Origin of the sequence: Cupriavidus sp. TMH.W2, assembly GCF_050847365.1 — a bacterium.
Taxonomy (GTDB): Bacteria; Pseudomonadota; Gammaproteobacteria; order Burkholderiales; family Burkholderiaceae; genus Cupriavidus.
Genome location: NZ_CP193792.1, coordinates 357,060 through 371,986 on the forward strand (window position 1 = coordinate 357,060; position 14,927 = coordinate 371,986).

Here is a 14,927-nt window from a genome sequence, read left to right on the forward strand (position 1 = left end):
CCGTCATGCAAACCACCCGAACCGCCTCTTCCTCCGCCGCCGCCGACGCGCGGCCGCTGGACCTCGTCATCTTCGGCGGCGCCGGCGACCTGTCGGCGCGCAAGCTGCTGCCATCGCTCTATATGTGCCACCGCGACGGCAACCTGCCCGACGGCACCCGCATCATCGGTGTGGGCCGGCACCGCTGGGACCGCGAGGCCTTTGTCAGTTTTGCCGACGAGAGCGCGCAACCGTTTGTCGATGCCCGTTATCTGGAGCCCGCCAAATGGCAGACCTTCCTGCAGCGGCTGGAATTCGTGCACCTTGACGCCGCGCAGTCCGGCGATTATCCGGCGCTGGCCGGGCAGCTGCGCCAGGACGCGCTGCGCATCTATTACATGGCGATGCCGCCCGGATTGTTCGCGGCCACCTGCGACAACCTTGCCAGCCACGGCCTGATTGCCAACGACACGCGCCTGGTGCTGGAAAAACCGCTGGGCGTGGACCTGGCCTCGGCCATCGGCATCGGCGAAGTGGTGAGCCGCTACTTCAGCGAGGACCGCACCTACCGGATCGACCACTATCTGGGCAAGGAAACGGTGCAGAACCTGATGGCGCTGCGCTTCGGCAATTCGATCTTCGAGCCGCTGTGGCGCACGCCGTTCGTGCGCAGCGTGCAGATCACCGTGGCCGAGACCGTGGGGGTGGGCACGCGCGGCGGCTTCTACGACGAAGCCGGCGCCATGCGCGACATGGTGCAGAACCACCTGCTGCAGCTGGTCAGCATCCTGGCGATGGAGCCGCCGGCATCGCTCACCTCCGACGCGGTGCGCGATGAAAAGCTCAAGGTGCTGCGCTCGCTGCGGCCGATGTCGCCCGAAGACGTGCGCCGCAATACCGTGCGCGGCCAGTACACCGCGGGCGCCATCGCCGGCGAACTGGTGCGCGGCTACCTGCAGGAAGAAGGCATTCCGCCCGACAGCCGCACCGAGACCTTCGTCGCCATGCGCGCCGAGCTGGGCACGTGGCGCTGGAACAAGGTGCCGTTCTACCTGCGCACCGGCAAGCGCATGCAGGAGCGCGTGACCGAGGTGGTGATCAACTTCGCCGAGGTGCCGCATTCGATCTTCGATGCCGGCAGCACGCTGCAGCCCAACCGCATGGTGATCCGGCTGCAGCCGGAAGAGTCGGTGCGGCTGACGCTGATGGTGAAGCAGCCGGGCGAGGGCATGAAGTTGAAGCCGCTGAGCCTTGCACTGAATCTGGACTCGGCCTTCACCACCCGGCGCGCCGAAGCGTACGAACGCTTGCTGCTCGACGTGATCCGCGGGCGGCTGGCGCTGTTCGTGCGGCGCGACGAGCTGCAGGCCGCCTGGACCTGGGTCGACCCGATCCTGGAAGCGTGGCGCCAGCAGGATGAAGGCCCGCGCCCCTATACCGCCGGCACCTGGGGCCCGGCGGCATCGTCGGCGTTCATGGCGCGCGAGGGCGTGCAGTGGTCGGAGGAGGCATGATGCGGCTGACCGAACGCCCTGCATGGCTGGCTCTCGCCGCGCTGGCGGCGCAGCCGCTGCCGCATCTGCGTGAACTGGTGCACGAGCCGGGCCGCGGCGACTACGCGCGCTTGTCGGCAGCCGGCATCGAACTGGACTTCACGCGGCAACGGATCAACCGAGCCGTTTATCAGGCGCTGCTGGCGCTGGCGCAAGACGCCGGCATCGAAGCGCAGCGCGACGCGATGTTCGCCGGCGAGCGCGTCAACGCCACCGAAGGCCGTGCGGTGCTGCACGTCGCGCTGCGCGGTGGCGCCGACGCGCATCCCCCCTGGGGCGGCCAGCTCGCGGCGGCAATCGACGCCGAACTGGCGCGCGCCTGTGATTTTGCCGATGCCGTGCGCGCAGGCCGCGTGCGCGGCTTCGGCGGCGCGCCGATCCGGCATGTGGTCAGCCTCGGCATCGGCGGCTCCGACCTGGGGCCGCGCATGGCCTGCGAGGCGCTGGCCGCGCAGGCCAGCGACGCCGTGCAACTGCACTTCGTCTCCAACCCGGACCCGGCGCAGCTATACGCCGTGCTGCGCCAGGCCGAGCCCGCCGCCACGCTGTTCCTGGTCTCGTCCAAGACCTTCACCACGCACGACACGCTGATCAATGCCGCCTCGGCGCGGCAATGGCTGCTGGACCACGGCTGCCCGGCGCAGCAAGTGCCGGCACAGTTCGCCGCGATCACCGCCAACGCCGCGCGTGCCGTCGCCGAGGGCTACCTGCCGCAGCAGGTGTTCCGCTTCTGGGACTGGGTCGGCGGGCGCTATTCGCTGTGGTCGGCAATCGGACTGCCGGTGATGATCGCCGCCGGCCCGCGCCAGTTCCGCGCACTGCTGGACGGCGCGCACGCCATGGACACGCACTTCCGCAGCGCCCCGCTGGCGCGGAACCTGCCGGTGGCGATGGCACTGTGCGGCATCTGGAACCGCAATTTCCTGGGCGCTCCCACGCAACTGGTCGCCCCCTATGCGGCCCCGCTGACCAGGCTGCCCGCCTACCTGCAGCAGCAGGACATGGAATCGTGCGGCAAGCGCGTGGACGCGAGCGGCAAGGTAGTGGACCATGCCACCGGCCCCATCGTCTGGGGTGGCCTGGGCCTGGACGGCCAGCATGCCTACTTCCAGCTGCTGCACCAGGGCACCCACCTCGTGCCCGCCGACCTGATCGGCACCCGCCACTGCGACGTGCCGCTGCCGCAGGCCCGGACCCATCACCAGCTGGTGATGGCCAACCTGCTGGCGCAAGCCAGCGCCCTGTCCAGCGGGCGCACGCACGACGAAACCCTGGCCGCGCTGTTGGCCTCCGGCCTGCCGCCGCATGAGGCCGCGCGGCTGGCGCCGCATCGCACCTTCCCCGGCAACGTGCCGGTCAGCCTGCTCTGGCTCGTCACGCTCGACGCCGCATCACTGGGCGCGCTGATCGCGCTGTACGAGCACAAGGTCTTCGTGCAGGCCGCGATCTGGGGCATCCACGCGTATGACCAGTGGGGCGTGGAGCTGGGCAAGACCATTGCCTCGGACATGCAGGCATGCCTGGCGCGGCGCGAGGTGCCGAAGGAGATGGATCCGGTGGCGGCGGCGACGCTGGCGTCGCTGGTGGGTTAGGGCGAGGCCTTCACCCGCCCGCCATCCGCAACGCCCGCCGGTACTGGATCGCCTCGCCCACATGCGCGGCGGTCAAGACTTCCGCGCCTTCCAGGTCCGCGATGGTGCGGGCCACCTTCAGCACGCGGTAATAGGAGCGCGCCGACCACGCCAGCCGCGTCATCGCGCCGCGCAGCAATGCCTGCGCCTGCGGTTCCATCGCGCAGTGCTGCTCGATCTCCCGTCCGCTCAGTTCATTGTTGGGCTTGCCCTGCCGGGCCAGTTGCCGTTCGCGCGCGGCCAGCACGCGCTCGCGCACCGTGGCGCTGGGTTCGCCGGGCGGGCCATCGAGCATCTCTCCCTGGTCCTGCGCGGGGACTTCCACCTGCAGGTCGATGCGGTCGAGCATGGGGCCGGAGATGCGGGACTGGTAGCGCCGCACCTGGTCGGGCGTGCAGCGGCAGGGGCGGTCGGGATGGCCGAGGTAGCCGCACGGGCAGGGGTTCATCGCGGCCACGAACTGGAAGCAGGCGGGGAAGTCGGCGTGGCCCGCGGCGCGGGCGATGGTGATGCGGCCGGATTCCAGCGGCTCGCGCAGGACTTCCAGCACCCGGCGGTCGAACTCGGGCAGCTCGTCCAGGAACAGGACGCCGTGGTGCGCCAGCGAGATCTCGCCCGGGCGGGGGTTGCCGCCGCCGCCGACCATGGCCGGGCCCGAGGCAGTGTGGTGCGGCGAGCGGCAGGGGCGCTGGCCCCATAGCGCGGTGCGGAAGCCGCCCGGTGTCAGGCTCATGATGGCGGCGGTTTCCAGGGCTTCCTGCAGCGACATTGGCGGCAGCAGCCCGGGCAGACGCTGCGCCAGCATCGACTTGCCGGTGCCCGGCGGGCCCACCAGCAACGCCGAATGCTGGCCGGCTGCGGCGACTTCCATGGCCCGGCGCGCCTGGGCCTGGCCGCGCACGTCACGCATGTCGGGGCCGCGCTCCAGGGTGGCGGGCAGCAAGGGCGGCATGGCACGGGGCAGGCGCGCGTCGGGCAGGGGGCAGAGGTGGTCGCAGGCCTGGCGCAGTGTGGCGGCGGCGTGCACGGCCAGGTCTTCGATCAGCGCGGCTTCGGCGCCGTTGCCCTCGGCCACCAGAAAGGCGCGTGGCGCATCGCCGGCGGCCGCACGGGCGGCGTTGTCGCGCGCCAGCCCCATCGCCATGGCCAGCGCGCCGCGCACCGGGCGCAGCTCGCCGGACAGGGACAGCTCGGCGGCGAATTCATGCGCGTCCAGCGCCTCGGACGGGATCTGGCCGCTGGCGGCCAGGATGCCCAGCGCGATGGCCAGGTCGAAGCGGCCGGACTCCTTGGGCAGGTCGGCCGGGGCCAGGTTGACCGTGATGCGGCGGTTGGGGAACTCGTAGCCGCTGTTGAGGATGGCGGCGCGCACGCGCTCGCGGCTTTCGCGCACGCCGGTGTCGGCCAGGCCGACGATGGTGAAGGCCGGCAGGCCGTTGGCAAGGTGGGTCTCGACCCGCACCGGCGGGGCGGCGATGCCGGTCAGTGCCCGGCTGCGGAGGACGGCAAGGCTCATGTCATCGAACTGTTAACGAAAAAGGCCGCCAGGACTGGCGGCCTTCAGACAGGCTGGGGGAATGGTGCCGGACCGGCGTGCTCACGCGCCCCCGGTCGAGTCCACCGAGCCGGCCCCGGGCGGGATGCCGGCGCGGCGCTCAAGCTCCGCCACGCGGCCCTCCAGGTCCTCCAGGCGGGCGCGGGTGCGGGCCAGCACCTGCGACTGCACGTCGAATTCCTCGCGCGTGACCAGGTCGAGCCTGGCAAAGCCCTGGGTCATCATGCTGCGCACGTTCTTTTCGATGTCCCTTGCCGGCGAGTTGCGCAGCGCCTCGCTGACCTTGTTCTGCAGGTCGTTGAAGAGATCGGTCGGTTTCATGGTTTCTCCTTTGCGCACCTAACTGGTGCCAATCCGGGTGGGCATCTGGCGTATAGCACGCTTTCGCACAGGAATTGGGCGCCCTGAATGCGGGCGAACCACCTCTGCGTTGGCGCTATGCAACCACCGTCAGGACTCGATTATCGCCCCAGAGCCACGTGGGCGAAAGCTCCGGCGCCCCCGCGTTCACACCTTTTAACCTGATTTGGCTGCGCTGCAGCACAGATTCAAGCCTGACTTTGGTCACGGCCTGGCCACGGCCCCCGCATGGATCGCCGTTTTCCGAGGGGTTGGCACGGCAGTTGCAGTAGTGATGCCGAACTGCCTCAAAGAATCACCGAAATCCAACAAACGAAATCCGAGCCAAGAAAAGGAGAATAAATCCATGAAGAAGTTGGCCCTAGCAGTCAGTGCGGTTGTCCTGGCCAGCGCCGCCGGCGGCGCCCTGGCGCAGAGCACGGACCCGGCGGCGCCCGCGGCCGCACCAGCTGCAGCCCCAGCCGCCGAGCCGGCATCGCCGCATACGTTCACGGCCAACGTGTCGGTGGTCTCGGACTACCGCTATCGCGGTCTGAGCCAGGGAAACCGCCGTCCTGCCATTCAGGGCGGCTTCGACTACGCGCACGAAAGCGGCTTCTACATCGGCAACTGGAACTCCAGCATCAGCTGGATCTCGGATGCCGACAAGTCGGTGTCGGCGCCGATCGAAATGGATTTCTATGGCGGCTACAAGAACACCTTCAAGGTGAACGAGCTTGAGTTCAACTACGACGTCGGCGCGCTGCAGTACTTCTATCCGGGTGGCTACACCAGCACGCGCCCGTACACCACCGAACTGTATGCCGGCATCGGCTACGGCCCGGTGTTCCTGAAGTACTCGCAGGCGTTGACCAACCTGTTCGGCATCCCGCAGAGCAAGTACAGCAACTACGTCGACCTGAGCGTCAACTGGCCGCTGAACATCTGGGACCTGACCCTGAACGCGCATGTCGGCTACCAGACCGTGCAACACGTCAGCGGCGCTTCGTACCTGGACTGGAAGCTCGGCCTGACCAAGGACCTGGGCAAGGGCTTCTCGCTGGCACTGGCCTATATTGGCACCAACGCCAAGGACTCGTTCTATACGAACAGTTACAACCATAACGTCGGCAATAACACGGCGTGGGCTTCCCTCACCAAGACTTTCTAACTGAGCGTTAGCGCGGGTGGGCCGCAGTGGGCCTGCCCACAGGAGAATCCGATGAAACTGATCATCGCAGTCATCAAACCGTTCAAGCTCGACGAGGTGCGTGAAGCGCTTTCCGACGTTGGTGTCTCGGGCATTACCGTGACCGAAGTCAAGGGCTTTGGACGCCAGAAGGGTCACACCGAGCTGTACCGCGGTGCCGAATACATCGTCGACTTCCTGCCCAAGGTGAAGATCGAGGTGGCGGTGCCCGACGACGTGGTCGAGCGCGCCATCGAGGCGGTCGAGAAATCGGCCCGCACCGGCAAGATCGGCGACGGCAAGATCTTCGTGGCACCGATCGAGCAGGTCATCCGCATCCGCACCGGCGAGACCGGCGGCGATGCCCTGTGACCCAAGACAGCATAGAGACAGAGGTTAATCACATGAAAACCTGGATCAAGCGATTCCTGACGGCCGGCGCGATGGCGCTGGCCATCGGCACGGCCGGCATGGGCCTGTCCACCCCGGCCGCCGCGCAGGACAAGCCGGCGGCAGAGGCCTCGGCCCCGGCCGCTGCCGCGGCCCCGGCGGCAGCCCCGGCTGCGGCCGCCGCCGCAGCTCCCGCCGCCGCCGCGCCCGCAGAGGCGGCCGCCGCTCCGGCGGCGCCGGTTCCCAACAAGGGCGACACCGCCTGGCTGCTGGTCTCGACGGCCTTCGTCATCCTCATGACGCTGCCGGGCCTGGCGCTGTTCTACGGCGGCCTGGTGCGTTCGAAGAACATGCTGTCGGTGCTGATGCAGTGCCTGATGATCTTCTCGGTGGTGGCGCTGCTGTGGGCGATCTACGGCTACAGCTTCGCCTTCACCGAGGGCAACGCCTTCTTTGGCGGCACCGACCGGCTCTTCATGAAGGGGCTGACGGTAGACGCTGTGGCGGCCACCTTCAGCAAGGGCGTGGTGGTGCCGGAGCTGGGCTACTTCGCCTTCCAGTGCGCCTTCGCCTGCATTACCTGCAGCCTGATCATCGGCGCCTTTGCCGAGCGCGCGCGCTTCTCGGCGGTGCTGGTATTCGTGGTGCTGTGGTTCACCTTCGCCTACATTCCGATGGCGCACATGGTCTGGTTCTGGCCGGGTCCTGACGGCTATACCGACGCCGCCGCCGGCGCGGCCGCGACGGCCAAGGCGGGCTGGCTGTTCCAGAAGGGCGCGCTCGACTTCGCCGGCGGCACGGTGGTGCACATCAACGCGGCCGTGGCCGGCCTGGTGGGTGCCTTCATGTTCGGCAAGCGCATTGGCTTCGGCCGCGAGGCGATCCGTCCGCACAGCCTGACCTTCACCATGGTGGGCGCCTCGCTGCTGTGGTTCGGCTGGTTCGGCTTCAACGCCGGCTCGGCGCTGGAAGCCAACGGCTCGGCCGCCCTGGCCTTCGTCAACACACTGCTGGCCACCTGCGCCGCAGTGCTGGCGTGGACCTTCGGCGAGTGGATCGGCAAGGGCAAGCCGTCGATGCTGGGCGGCGCCTCGGGCGCGGTGGCCGGCCTGGTGGCGATCACCCCCGCAGCCGGCTTCGTCGGCCCGATGGGCTCGATCGCGATGGGCCTGATCGCCGGCCTGCTGTGCCTGTGGGGCGTGACGGGCCTGAAGCGGATGCTGGGCATGGACGACTCGCTGGACGTGTTCGGCGTGCACGGTGTGGGCGGCATCCTGGGGGCGCTGCTGACCGGCGTCTTCGCCGCGCCCAGCCTGGGCGGCACGGGCATCTACGACTACGTGGCCAACAAGGTGGCGGACGACTACTCGATCGCCGGCCAGCTGTGGATCCAGTTCGAAGGCGTGCTGACCACCGTGGTGTGGTCCGGCGTGGTGGCCTTCGTGGCCTACAAGCTGGTGGACATGCTGATCGGCCTGCGGGTGCCGGAAGACGAAGAGCGCGAGGGCCTGGATATCACCTCGCACGGCGAGACCGCCTATGAAGTCTGACCGTAAAAGTGTTGTGCTGGAGAGCTGATTGGGAATCTTCTCTCAGGAGTTTTGCCCGGCCGCGTGCCGGGCTTTTTAATACCGGCATTGCATGCGATTGCAGACATGGGATGCCGCCCCGCGGCCGGCCACGCGTGCGGCGAACCCTTGGGCAGGACATAGGTGGCGCCATGCAAAACCCGCCAACCGAGTCCCGGCAAGGGCAGGCCGGCGATCACCCCGCGGCGGGCGCGGGTTTTTTCGCAAAGTGCTTAACTCCGATCTTAAAAAGCTTCAGTTGTCTTTAATGTGCGGGGCACATACATTGCCAGTGAGGCAGTTTCCTCCACCTGCAGAACGCTCCCCGTATCTGTCAGGCCATTTGATAGCGCGGCATCGCCGCGCTTCTTTTTTGCCTGCTGCCCGAGTCTCTGCACGGCTCTTTATTTCGCGCCGCCCGTCCCCATATCGTTATCCCTTATGCCAGGCACTGCATATCCTTATAAAGGGTGTGCCAGCGCCTGGTTGGCCGTTCCTCTACAATCTGGGCGAACGATTAAGACGATCTATAGGATGGATATGGTCCCGCATCTCATCACCGCGCTGAACGGTCCGCTGCTCGAACTGGAAAAGAAGATCCTGGATGCCACCCCGTCCATCGAGCGCTGGTTCAGGCTGGAATGGCAGGAGCATACGCCGCCGTTCTATTGCTCGGTGGACCTGCGCAACGCCGGCTTCAAGCTGGCGCCGGTCGATACCAACCTGTTCCCGGGCGGCTTCAACAACCTGGCCCCGGAAATGCTGCCGCTGGCGGTGCAGGCGGCGATGGCGGCGATCGAGAAGATCTGTCCCGACGCCAAGAACCTCCTGCTGATCCCCGAGCGTCACACGCGCAACATGTTCTACCTGCAGAACGTGGCGCGGCTGTCGCTGATCATGCGCCAGGCGGGCCTGAACGTGCGCCTGGGCTCGCTCTCGGAGGAAATCACCGACCCGACCCCGATCGAGCTGCCGGACGGCCAGACCCTGGTGGTCGAACCGCTGGCGCGCCTGGGCACCAAGGGCCGCCGGCTGGGCCTGAAGGACTTCGATCCCTGTTCGATCCTGCTCAACAACGACCTCTCGGCCGGCATCCCGCCGATCCTGGAAAACATCAACGAGCAGTACCTGCTGCCGCCGCTGCACGCCGGCTGGTCCACGCGCCGCAAGAGCAGCCACTTTGCCGCCTACGACGAGGTGGCCAAGAAGTTCGCCAAGCTGATCGACATCGACCCGTGGATGGTCAACCCGTACTTCGCCCGGTGCACCGGCGTGGACTTCCACGAGCGCGTGGGCGAGGAAGAGCTGGCCGATGCGGTCGAGGGCGTGCTCAAGAAGGTGGCCAAGAAGTACCGCGAGTACGGCATCAAGGAAACCCCGTACGTGGTGGTCAAGGCCGATGCCGGCACCTACGGCATGGGCATCATGACCGTGCGCGATCCGTCCGAGGTCAAGGGCCTGAACCGGAAGGAGCGCAACAAGATGAGCGTCGTCAAGGAAGGCCTGGAGGTCAGCGACGTCATCATCCAGGAAGGCGTGCACACCTTCGAAAAGGTCAACGAAGCGGTGGCCGAGCCGGTGGTGTACATGATCGACCGCTACGTGGTCGGCGGCTTCTACCGCGTGCACACCGGCCGCGGCAACGACGAGAACCTGAACGCCCCGGGCATGCATTTCGTGCCGCTGGCGTTCGCGCCCAACGGTATTCCGGACAGCCACGCCAAGCCTGGCGCGGCGGTGCCGAACCGCTTCTACATGTATGGCGTGGTGGCCCGGCTGGCCTTGCTGGCGGCGTCGCTGGAACTCGAGAAGACCGACCCGAACCCGATTATCTGAGCCCCCATGCGCATCCTCTTCATCACCGATCCGCTGGAGACCTTCAAGACCTACAAGGACTCCACCTACGCCATGATGACCGAGGCCGCGGCGCGCGGCCACGAGCTGTACTGGTGCCTGCAGCCGCAACTGGCCCTGTCCGGGCGCACGGTTGAAACCGTGGCCACGCGCCTGCACCTCACCGGCGAGACCGGCGATGGCGACCACGGCGCCTGGTACCGCGAGGGCAACAGCGCGCTGGAGCCGCTGTCGGCCTTCGACGCCGTGCTGATGCGCAAGGACCCGCCCTTCGACATGGAGTACGTCACCAGCACCTGGCTGCTGGAGCTGGCCGAGTCGCAGGGCGCGCGCGTGTTCAACAAGCCGCGCGCGATCCGCGACCATTCCGAGAAGCTGGCGATTGCGCAGTATCCGGAATACATCACGCCGACGCTGGTCACGCGCGACCTGGCGCGCATCCGCGACTTCCACGCCGAGCATCGCGACATCATCGTCAAGCCGCTGGACGGCATGGGCGGCATGGGCGTGTTCCGCGTCGGCGCTGATGGCATGAACCTGGCCGCGATCGTCGAGACGCTGGGCCAGGACGGCGCCCGAACGCTGATGGTGCAGCGCTATATCCCGGCGATCAAGGACGGCGACAAGCGCATCCTGCTGATCGGCGGCGTGCCGGTGCCATATGCGCTGGCGCGCGTGCCGATGGCCGGTGAAGTGCGCGGCAACCTGGCTGCCGGCGGCACCGGCCGCGCGCAGGAACTGAGCGCGCGCGACCGCGAGATCGCCGAGGCGCTGGCGCCGGGCTTGTGGGAGCAGGGCCTGCTGCTGGTGGGCCTGGATGTCATCGGCGACTACCTGACCGAGGTCAATGTGACGAGTCCGACCTGTTTCCAGGAGATCACCCAGCAGACCGGCTTCCATGTCGCGGCGATGTTCATCGACGCGCTGGAGCACGCCGTGGACGCGGCCGGGCGCTGAGCCTGACGGCCCCGGTCGGCAGCGGGAGCACGGGGGGCGCCTGCTACAATCGGGGCAATCCAACGGATTCACCATCATGGCAGGCATTCTGATCATCGCGCACACCCCGCTGGCTTCGGCCTTGCGCGATTGCGCCGCCCACGTCTACTGCGGCCCGCCGCAGCGGCTGGAAGCCATTGACGTCCTTCCCGACGCGGACCCAGCTGTCGTGCTGGCCGAGGCCAGGCGGCGCCTGGCGGCCATCTGCGAAGACAACGGCGCGCTGGTCCTCACCGACATTTTCGGCGCCACCCCCGCCAATATCGCCGCGCGCCTGGCTGAGCCGGGCCGCGTGCGCGTGCTGGCCGGCGTCAACCTTCCCATGCTTGTGCGCGCCATCTGCTACCGGGCCGAAAAGCTGGACCAGCTTGCCACCAAGGCACTGGCCGGCGGCTCGCAGGGCGTGCTGCAGGTCGGCACCACCACCGTCCAGAACCAAACCGCCAATCATCCCGACAAATATGCTGCAGAGGGACACCACCATCATCAATAAACTCGGACTGCATGCACGCGCGTCCGCCAAGTTGACCCAGCTCGCCGGCAGCTTCGTCAGCCAGGTCAAAATGTCCCGCAACGGACGCCAGGTCGATGCCAAGAGCATCATGGGCGTGATGATGCTGGCCGCCGGGATCGGCTCGACCGTAACCCTGGAGACCGAAGGTCCAGACGAGCAGGAAGCGATGGATGCGCTGCTGGCGCTGATCGCCAATCGCTTTGGTGAGGGAGAGTGAGGCCGGCGGCCTCGACCCGAATTTTTTAAACGTTCCTGACGGAGCGGTACATGCCTTTCGCCCTGCACGGCATCCCGGTCTCGCGCGGCGTCGCCATCGGGCGCGCGCACCTGCTTGCGCCCGCGGCGCTGGACGTGTCGCACTACCTGGTCGATGAAGACCAGCTCGACGCCGAGGTCGAACGGCTGCGCGCCGCGCGCGCCGCGGTGCGCGCGGAACTGGCCGCGCTCAAGCGCGACCTGCCGCGCGAGGCGCCCGAAGAGATGGGCGCCTTCCTGGACGTGCACGCGATGATCCTCGACGACGAGGCGCTCGCGCGCGAGCCCGAGGCCCTGATCCGGGGCCGGCGCTACAACGCCGAGTGGGCACTGACCACGCGCCTCGAAGAACTGATGCGCCAGTTCGACGAAATCGAGGACGAATACCTGCGCGAGCGCAAGGCCGATATCCGGCAGGTGGTGGAGCGCATCCTGAAGGCGCTGGCCGGCGCCCCGGTGCTGGTGCCCGCGCCGGTGCCGGCGCTGGCCGCCGACGGCGAGGCCGCGCCCGGCGTGATCGTGGTGGCCCACGACATCGCCCCCGCCGACATGCTGCAGTTCCGCCACACGGTCTTCCACGGCTTTGTCACCGACATGGGCGGGCGCACCTCGCATACCGCCATCGTCGCGCGCAGCCTGGACATCCCGGCCGCGGTCGGGGTCCAGAGCGCGAGCGAGCTGATCCGCCAGGACGACTGGATCATCATCGACGGCGATGCCGGGCTGGTGATCGTCGACCCGACCGCCATCATCCTCGAGGAATACCGTCACCGGCAGAGCGAGCGCGTGCTCGAGAAGAAGCGCCTGCAGCGCTTGCGGCATACCCCGGCGGTGACGCTGGACGGGATCGAGATCGAACTGCTGGCCAATATCGAGATGTCCGAGGACGCCGGCGCGGCGCTGGCCGCCGGCGCGGTCGGCGTGGGCCTGTTCCGCTCGGAGTTCCTGTTCATGAACCGGCGCGATGAGCTGCCGGGCGAGGACGAGCAGTTCCTGGCCTACCGCGGCGCGGTCGATGCCATGCACGGGCTGCCGGTCACCATCCGCACCATCGATATCGGCGCCGACAAGCCGCTCGACGCGCGCGGCGACGGCCGCGGCGATGATTTCGAGACCGCGCTGAACCCGGCGCTGGGCCTGCGCGCGATCCGCTGGTCGCTGTCCGAGCCGGGCATGTTCCTGACCCAGCTGCGCGCGCTGCTGCGCGCCTCGGCCTTCGGCCCGGTGCGGCTGCTGGTGCCGATGCTGGCGCATGCCAGCGAGATCGACCAGACCCTGGCGCTGATCGCCAAGGCCAAGCGCCAGCTCGACGAGCGCGGCGAGCCGTACGACCCCGGCATGAAGGTCGGCGCGATGATCGAGATCCCGGCGGCGGTGCTGCTGCTGCCGCTGTTCCTGCGCAAGATGGACTTCCTGTCCATCGGCACCAATGACCTGATCCAGTACACGCTGGCCATCGACCGCGCCGACAACGCGGTGGCGCACCTGTTTGACCCGCTGCACCCGGCGGTGCTGCAGCTGGTGGCGCGCACCATCCGTGACGCCAACCGCGCCGGCGTGCCGGTGGCGGTGTGCGGCGAGATGGCGGGCGACCCGTCGATGACCCGGCTGTTGCTGGGCATGGGGCTGCGCGAGTTCTCGATGCACCCGGCGCAGCTGCTGCGGGTCAAGCAGGAGATCCTGCACGCCCACTGCGAGCAGCTCGAGCCGCTGGTCGACCAGGTCCTGCAGGCCTACGATCCCGAGGAGCAGGCCGCAGCCCTGCGGCAGATCGCACGACCCTGATGACATCAGGGTTTTCTGAGCCTGGCAGGCGGCTGACGCGGCACTTCTTGCGGTTGAGAAGTGCTGCGCCAGCCGCCTTCTTTTTGTGTCCTGTGACGTTCACCCGACCTTGCCCCATGTGCCTTAATGGGAATTGTTATCATTATTGATCTCTGATATTCTGACGTTCATTCGCGAGGACATGCCGGTGTCCCGCGCCCCAACGGAGGGACTTGTGTACGTCTGCATCTGCAACCAGATCACCGATCGTGAGATTCACGGTGCCGCGCACCTGGGCGTCGAAACCCTCGACGAACTGGCTGAAACGCTCGGCGTCGGCACGTGCTGTGGCCGCTGCCGCGAGTGTGCGCAGCAGGTGTTGCAGGAAGGCGTGGCAGCGGTGCGTAACGTCACTGTGGCGACGCTCGCCAATATCCAGGTTGTGGAGATTTCTTCCTGTTCGGCTGCGGGCCCATGTACCATAATGGACACTCGGGACCCGGCAGTCGCGAACGACCAGCGCAAGGCGCTGGTGGCCTGAACGCGCCCATGAACTGAAGATCCGGTTCACGGCGCGCTTTTGCGCTTTTCACTTTTTCACTGACTGCACGGCGCCTTTGGCGCCGTTTCGTGTTTTTGCGCGGGCCCGATGCAACAGGAGCCGCCAATGAAAGGTGACAAGAAGGTCATCCAGCATCTGAACGCCCAGCTCAAGAACGAGCTGACCGCGATCAACCAGTATTTCCTGCACGCCCGCATGTATCGCCACTGGGGCCTGAAGAAGCTCGGCGAGGTGGAGTACAAGGAATCGATCGGCGAGATGAAGCACGCCGACCGCCTGATCGAACGCATCCTGATGCTGGACGGCCTGCCCAACCTGCAGGACCTGCACAAGCTGCTGCTCGGCGAAGACACGCCCGAGATGCTCAAGTGCGACCTGAAGCTGGAACAGACCGCGCACACGACCGTCAAGGAAGGCATTGCCTACTGCGAATCGGTCGGCGATTACGTGAGCCGCGAAATCCTGGTCGATATCCTCACTGATACCGAGGAACATATCGAATACCTGGAAACGCAGCTGGACCTGATCGACAAGGTCGGGCTGCAGAACTACCTGCAGTCGCAGATGGAGCCCGGCGAGCAATAAGCCGCCGTCTCCGGCGTGGCCGCCCGTGACGGGCGGTCCGCCCCAGCGCGCGGCGCTATCCTGCGCTGCCACAACGTTTGACGATTTGCAGTAACCCTTCTCATTCCAATTCCTGTCTTCATCCAGGCGTCGCTGGCGGGGCAATGGCTCCTGACCCGCCAGGGCGCCGCGCGGAACCCATGACATGACCGGT

Annotated in this window: 14 protein-coding genes; 12 read left to right on the forward strand and 2 right to left on the reverse strand. The window is 67.3% G+C overall.

What is annotated here, in order from left to right; translation table 11 throughout:
- The first annotated feature begins 5 nt into the window (after nucleotides 1–5).
- Nucleotides 6–1,493, forward strand: a complete 1,488-nt coding sequence (gene zwf, locus ACREYQ_RS01670; RefSeq protein WP_432259081.1) for a glucose-6-phosphate dehydrogenase — start codon at nucleotides 6–8, stop codon at nucleotides 1,491–1,493.
- Nucleotides 1,490–3,124: a glucose-6-phosphate isomerase gene (gene pgi / locus ACREYQ_RS01675; RefSeq protein ID WP_432259082.1), complete on the forward strand. Its 1,635-nt coding sequence runs from the start codon at nucleotides 1,490–1,492 to the stop codon at nucleotides 3,122–3,124. Before zwf ends, pgi begins: the two co-directional genes overlap by 4 nt.
- Before the next feature lie 10 nt (nucleotides 3,125–3,134).
- Here pgi and ACREYQ_RS01680 read toward each other — a convergent pair whose 3' ends face one another.
- Entirely contained in the window at nucleotides 3,135–4,679 is a 1,545-nt protein-coding gene (locus ACREYQ_RS01680; RefSeq protein ID WP_432259083.1) for a YifB family Mg chelatase-like AAA ATPase, read from the reverse strand.
- Nucleotides 4,680–4,760: 81 nt separating this feature from the next.
- Nucleotides 4,761–5,039, reverse strand: coding sequence for an accessory factor UbiK family protein (locus ACREYQ_RS01685; RefSeq protein WP_432259084.1), 279 nt, complete (start codon nucleotides 5,037–5,039; stop codon nucleotides 4,761–4,763).
- 385 nt (nucleotides 5,040–5,424) lie between these two features.
- Here ACREYQ_RS01685 and ACREYQ_RS01690 point away from each other — a divergent pair, with 385 nt between their 5' ends.
- From ACREYQ_RS01690 to bfr, 10 genes are all read left to right on the forward strand, one after another.
- Nucleotides 5,425–6,228, forward strand: coding sequence for a TorF family putative porin (locus tag ACREYQ_RS01690; protein ID WP_432259085.1), 804 nt, complete (start codon nucleotides 5,425–5,427; stop codon nucleotides 6,226–6,228).
- A gap of 51 nt (nucleotides 6,229–6,279) precedes the next feature.
- Nucleotides 6,280–6,618, forward strand: a complete 339-nt coding sequence (locus ACREYQ_RS01695) for a P-II family nitrogen regulator (RefSeq protein ID WP_010814843.1) — start codon at nucleotides 6,280–6,282, stop codon at nucleotides 6,616–6,618.
- 32 nt (nucleotides 6,619–6,650) lie between these two features.
- On the forward strand, nucleotides 6,651–8,186 hold the full coding sequence (locus ACREYQ_RS01700) for an ammonium transporter (RefSeq protein ID WP_432259086.1): 1,536 nt from the start codon (nucleotides 6,651–6,653) through the stop codon (nucleotides 8,184–8,186).
- Nucleotides 8,187–8,744: 558 nt separating this feature from the next.
- A complete protein-coding gene (gene gshA, locus ACREYQ_RS01705; protein WP_432259087.1) occupies nucleotides 8,745–10,040 on the forward strand; it encodes a glutamate--cysteine ligase in 1,296 nt (431 codons plus the stop codon).
- Between the two features lie 6 nt (nucleotides 10,041–10,046).
- Nucleotides 10,047–11,015: a glutathione synthase gene (gene gshB / locus ACREYQ_RS01710; RefSeq protein WP_432259088.1), complete on the forward strand. Its 969-nt coding sequence runs from the start codon at nucleotides 10,047–10,049 to the stop codon at nucleotides 11,013–11,015.
- 76 nt (nucleotides 11,016–11,091) lie between these two features.
- Complete coding sequence (locus tag ACREYQ_RS01715) at nucleotides 11,092–11,547, forward strand: PTS sugar transporter subunit IIA (RefSeq protein WP_432259089.1); 456 nt, start codon at nucleotides 11,092–11,094, stop codon at nucleotides 11,545–11,547.
- Entirely contained in the window at nucleotides 11,516–11,785 is a 270-nt protein-coding gene (locus ACREYQ_RS01720) for an HPr family phosphocarrier protein (RefSeq protein WP_078195140.1), read from the forward strand. The genes ACREYQ_RS01715 and ACREYQ_RS01720 overlap by 32 nt, the downstream gene beginning before the upstream one ends.
- 50 nt (nucleotides 11,786–11,835) lie before the next feature.
- Nucleotides 11,836–13,608: a phosphoenolpyruvate--protein phosphotransferase gene (gene ptsP / locus ACREYQ_RS01725; RefSeq protein ID WP_432259090.1), complete on the forward strand. Its 1,773-nt coding sequence runs from the start codon at nucleotides 11,836–11,838 to the stop codon at nucleotides 13,606–13,608.
- Between the two features lie 214 nt (nucleotides 13,609–13,822).
- Nucleotides 13,823–14,128, forward strand: coding sequence for a (2Fe-2S)-binding protein (locus tag ACREYQ_RS01730; protein WP_432259091.1), 306 nt, complete (start codon nucleotides 13,823–13,825; stop codon nucleotides 14,126–14,128).
- Between the two features lie 126 nt (nucleotides 14,129–14,254).
- Nucleotides 14,255–14,734, forward strand: coding sequence for a bacterioferritin (gene bfr / locus ACREYQ_RS01735; RefSeq protein WP_115686677.1), 480 nt, complete (start codon nucleotides 14,255–14,257; stop codon nucleotides 14,732–14,734).
- Nucleotides 14,735–14,927: the final 193 nt, after the last annotated feature.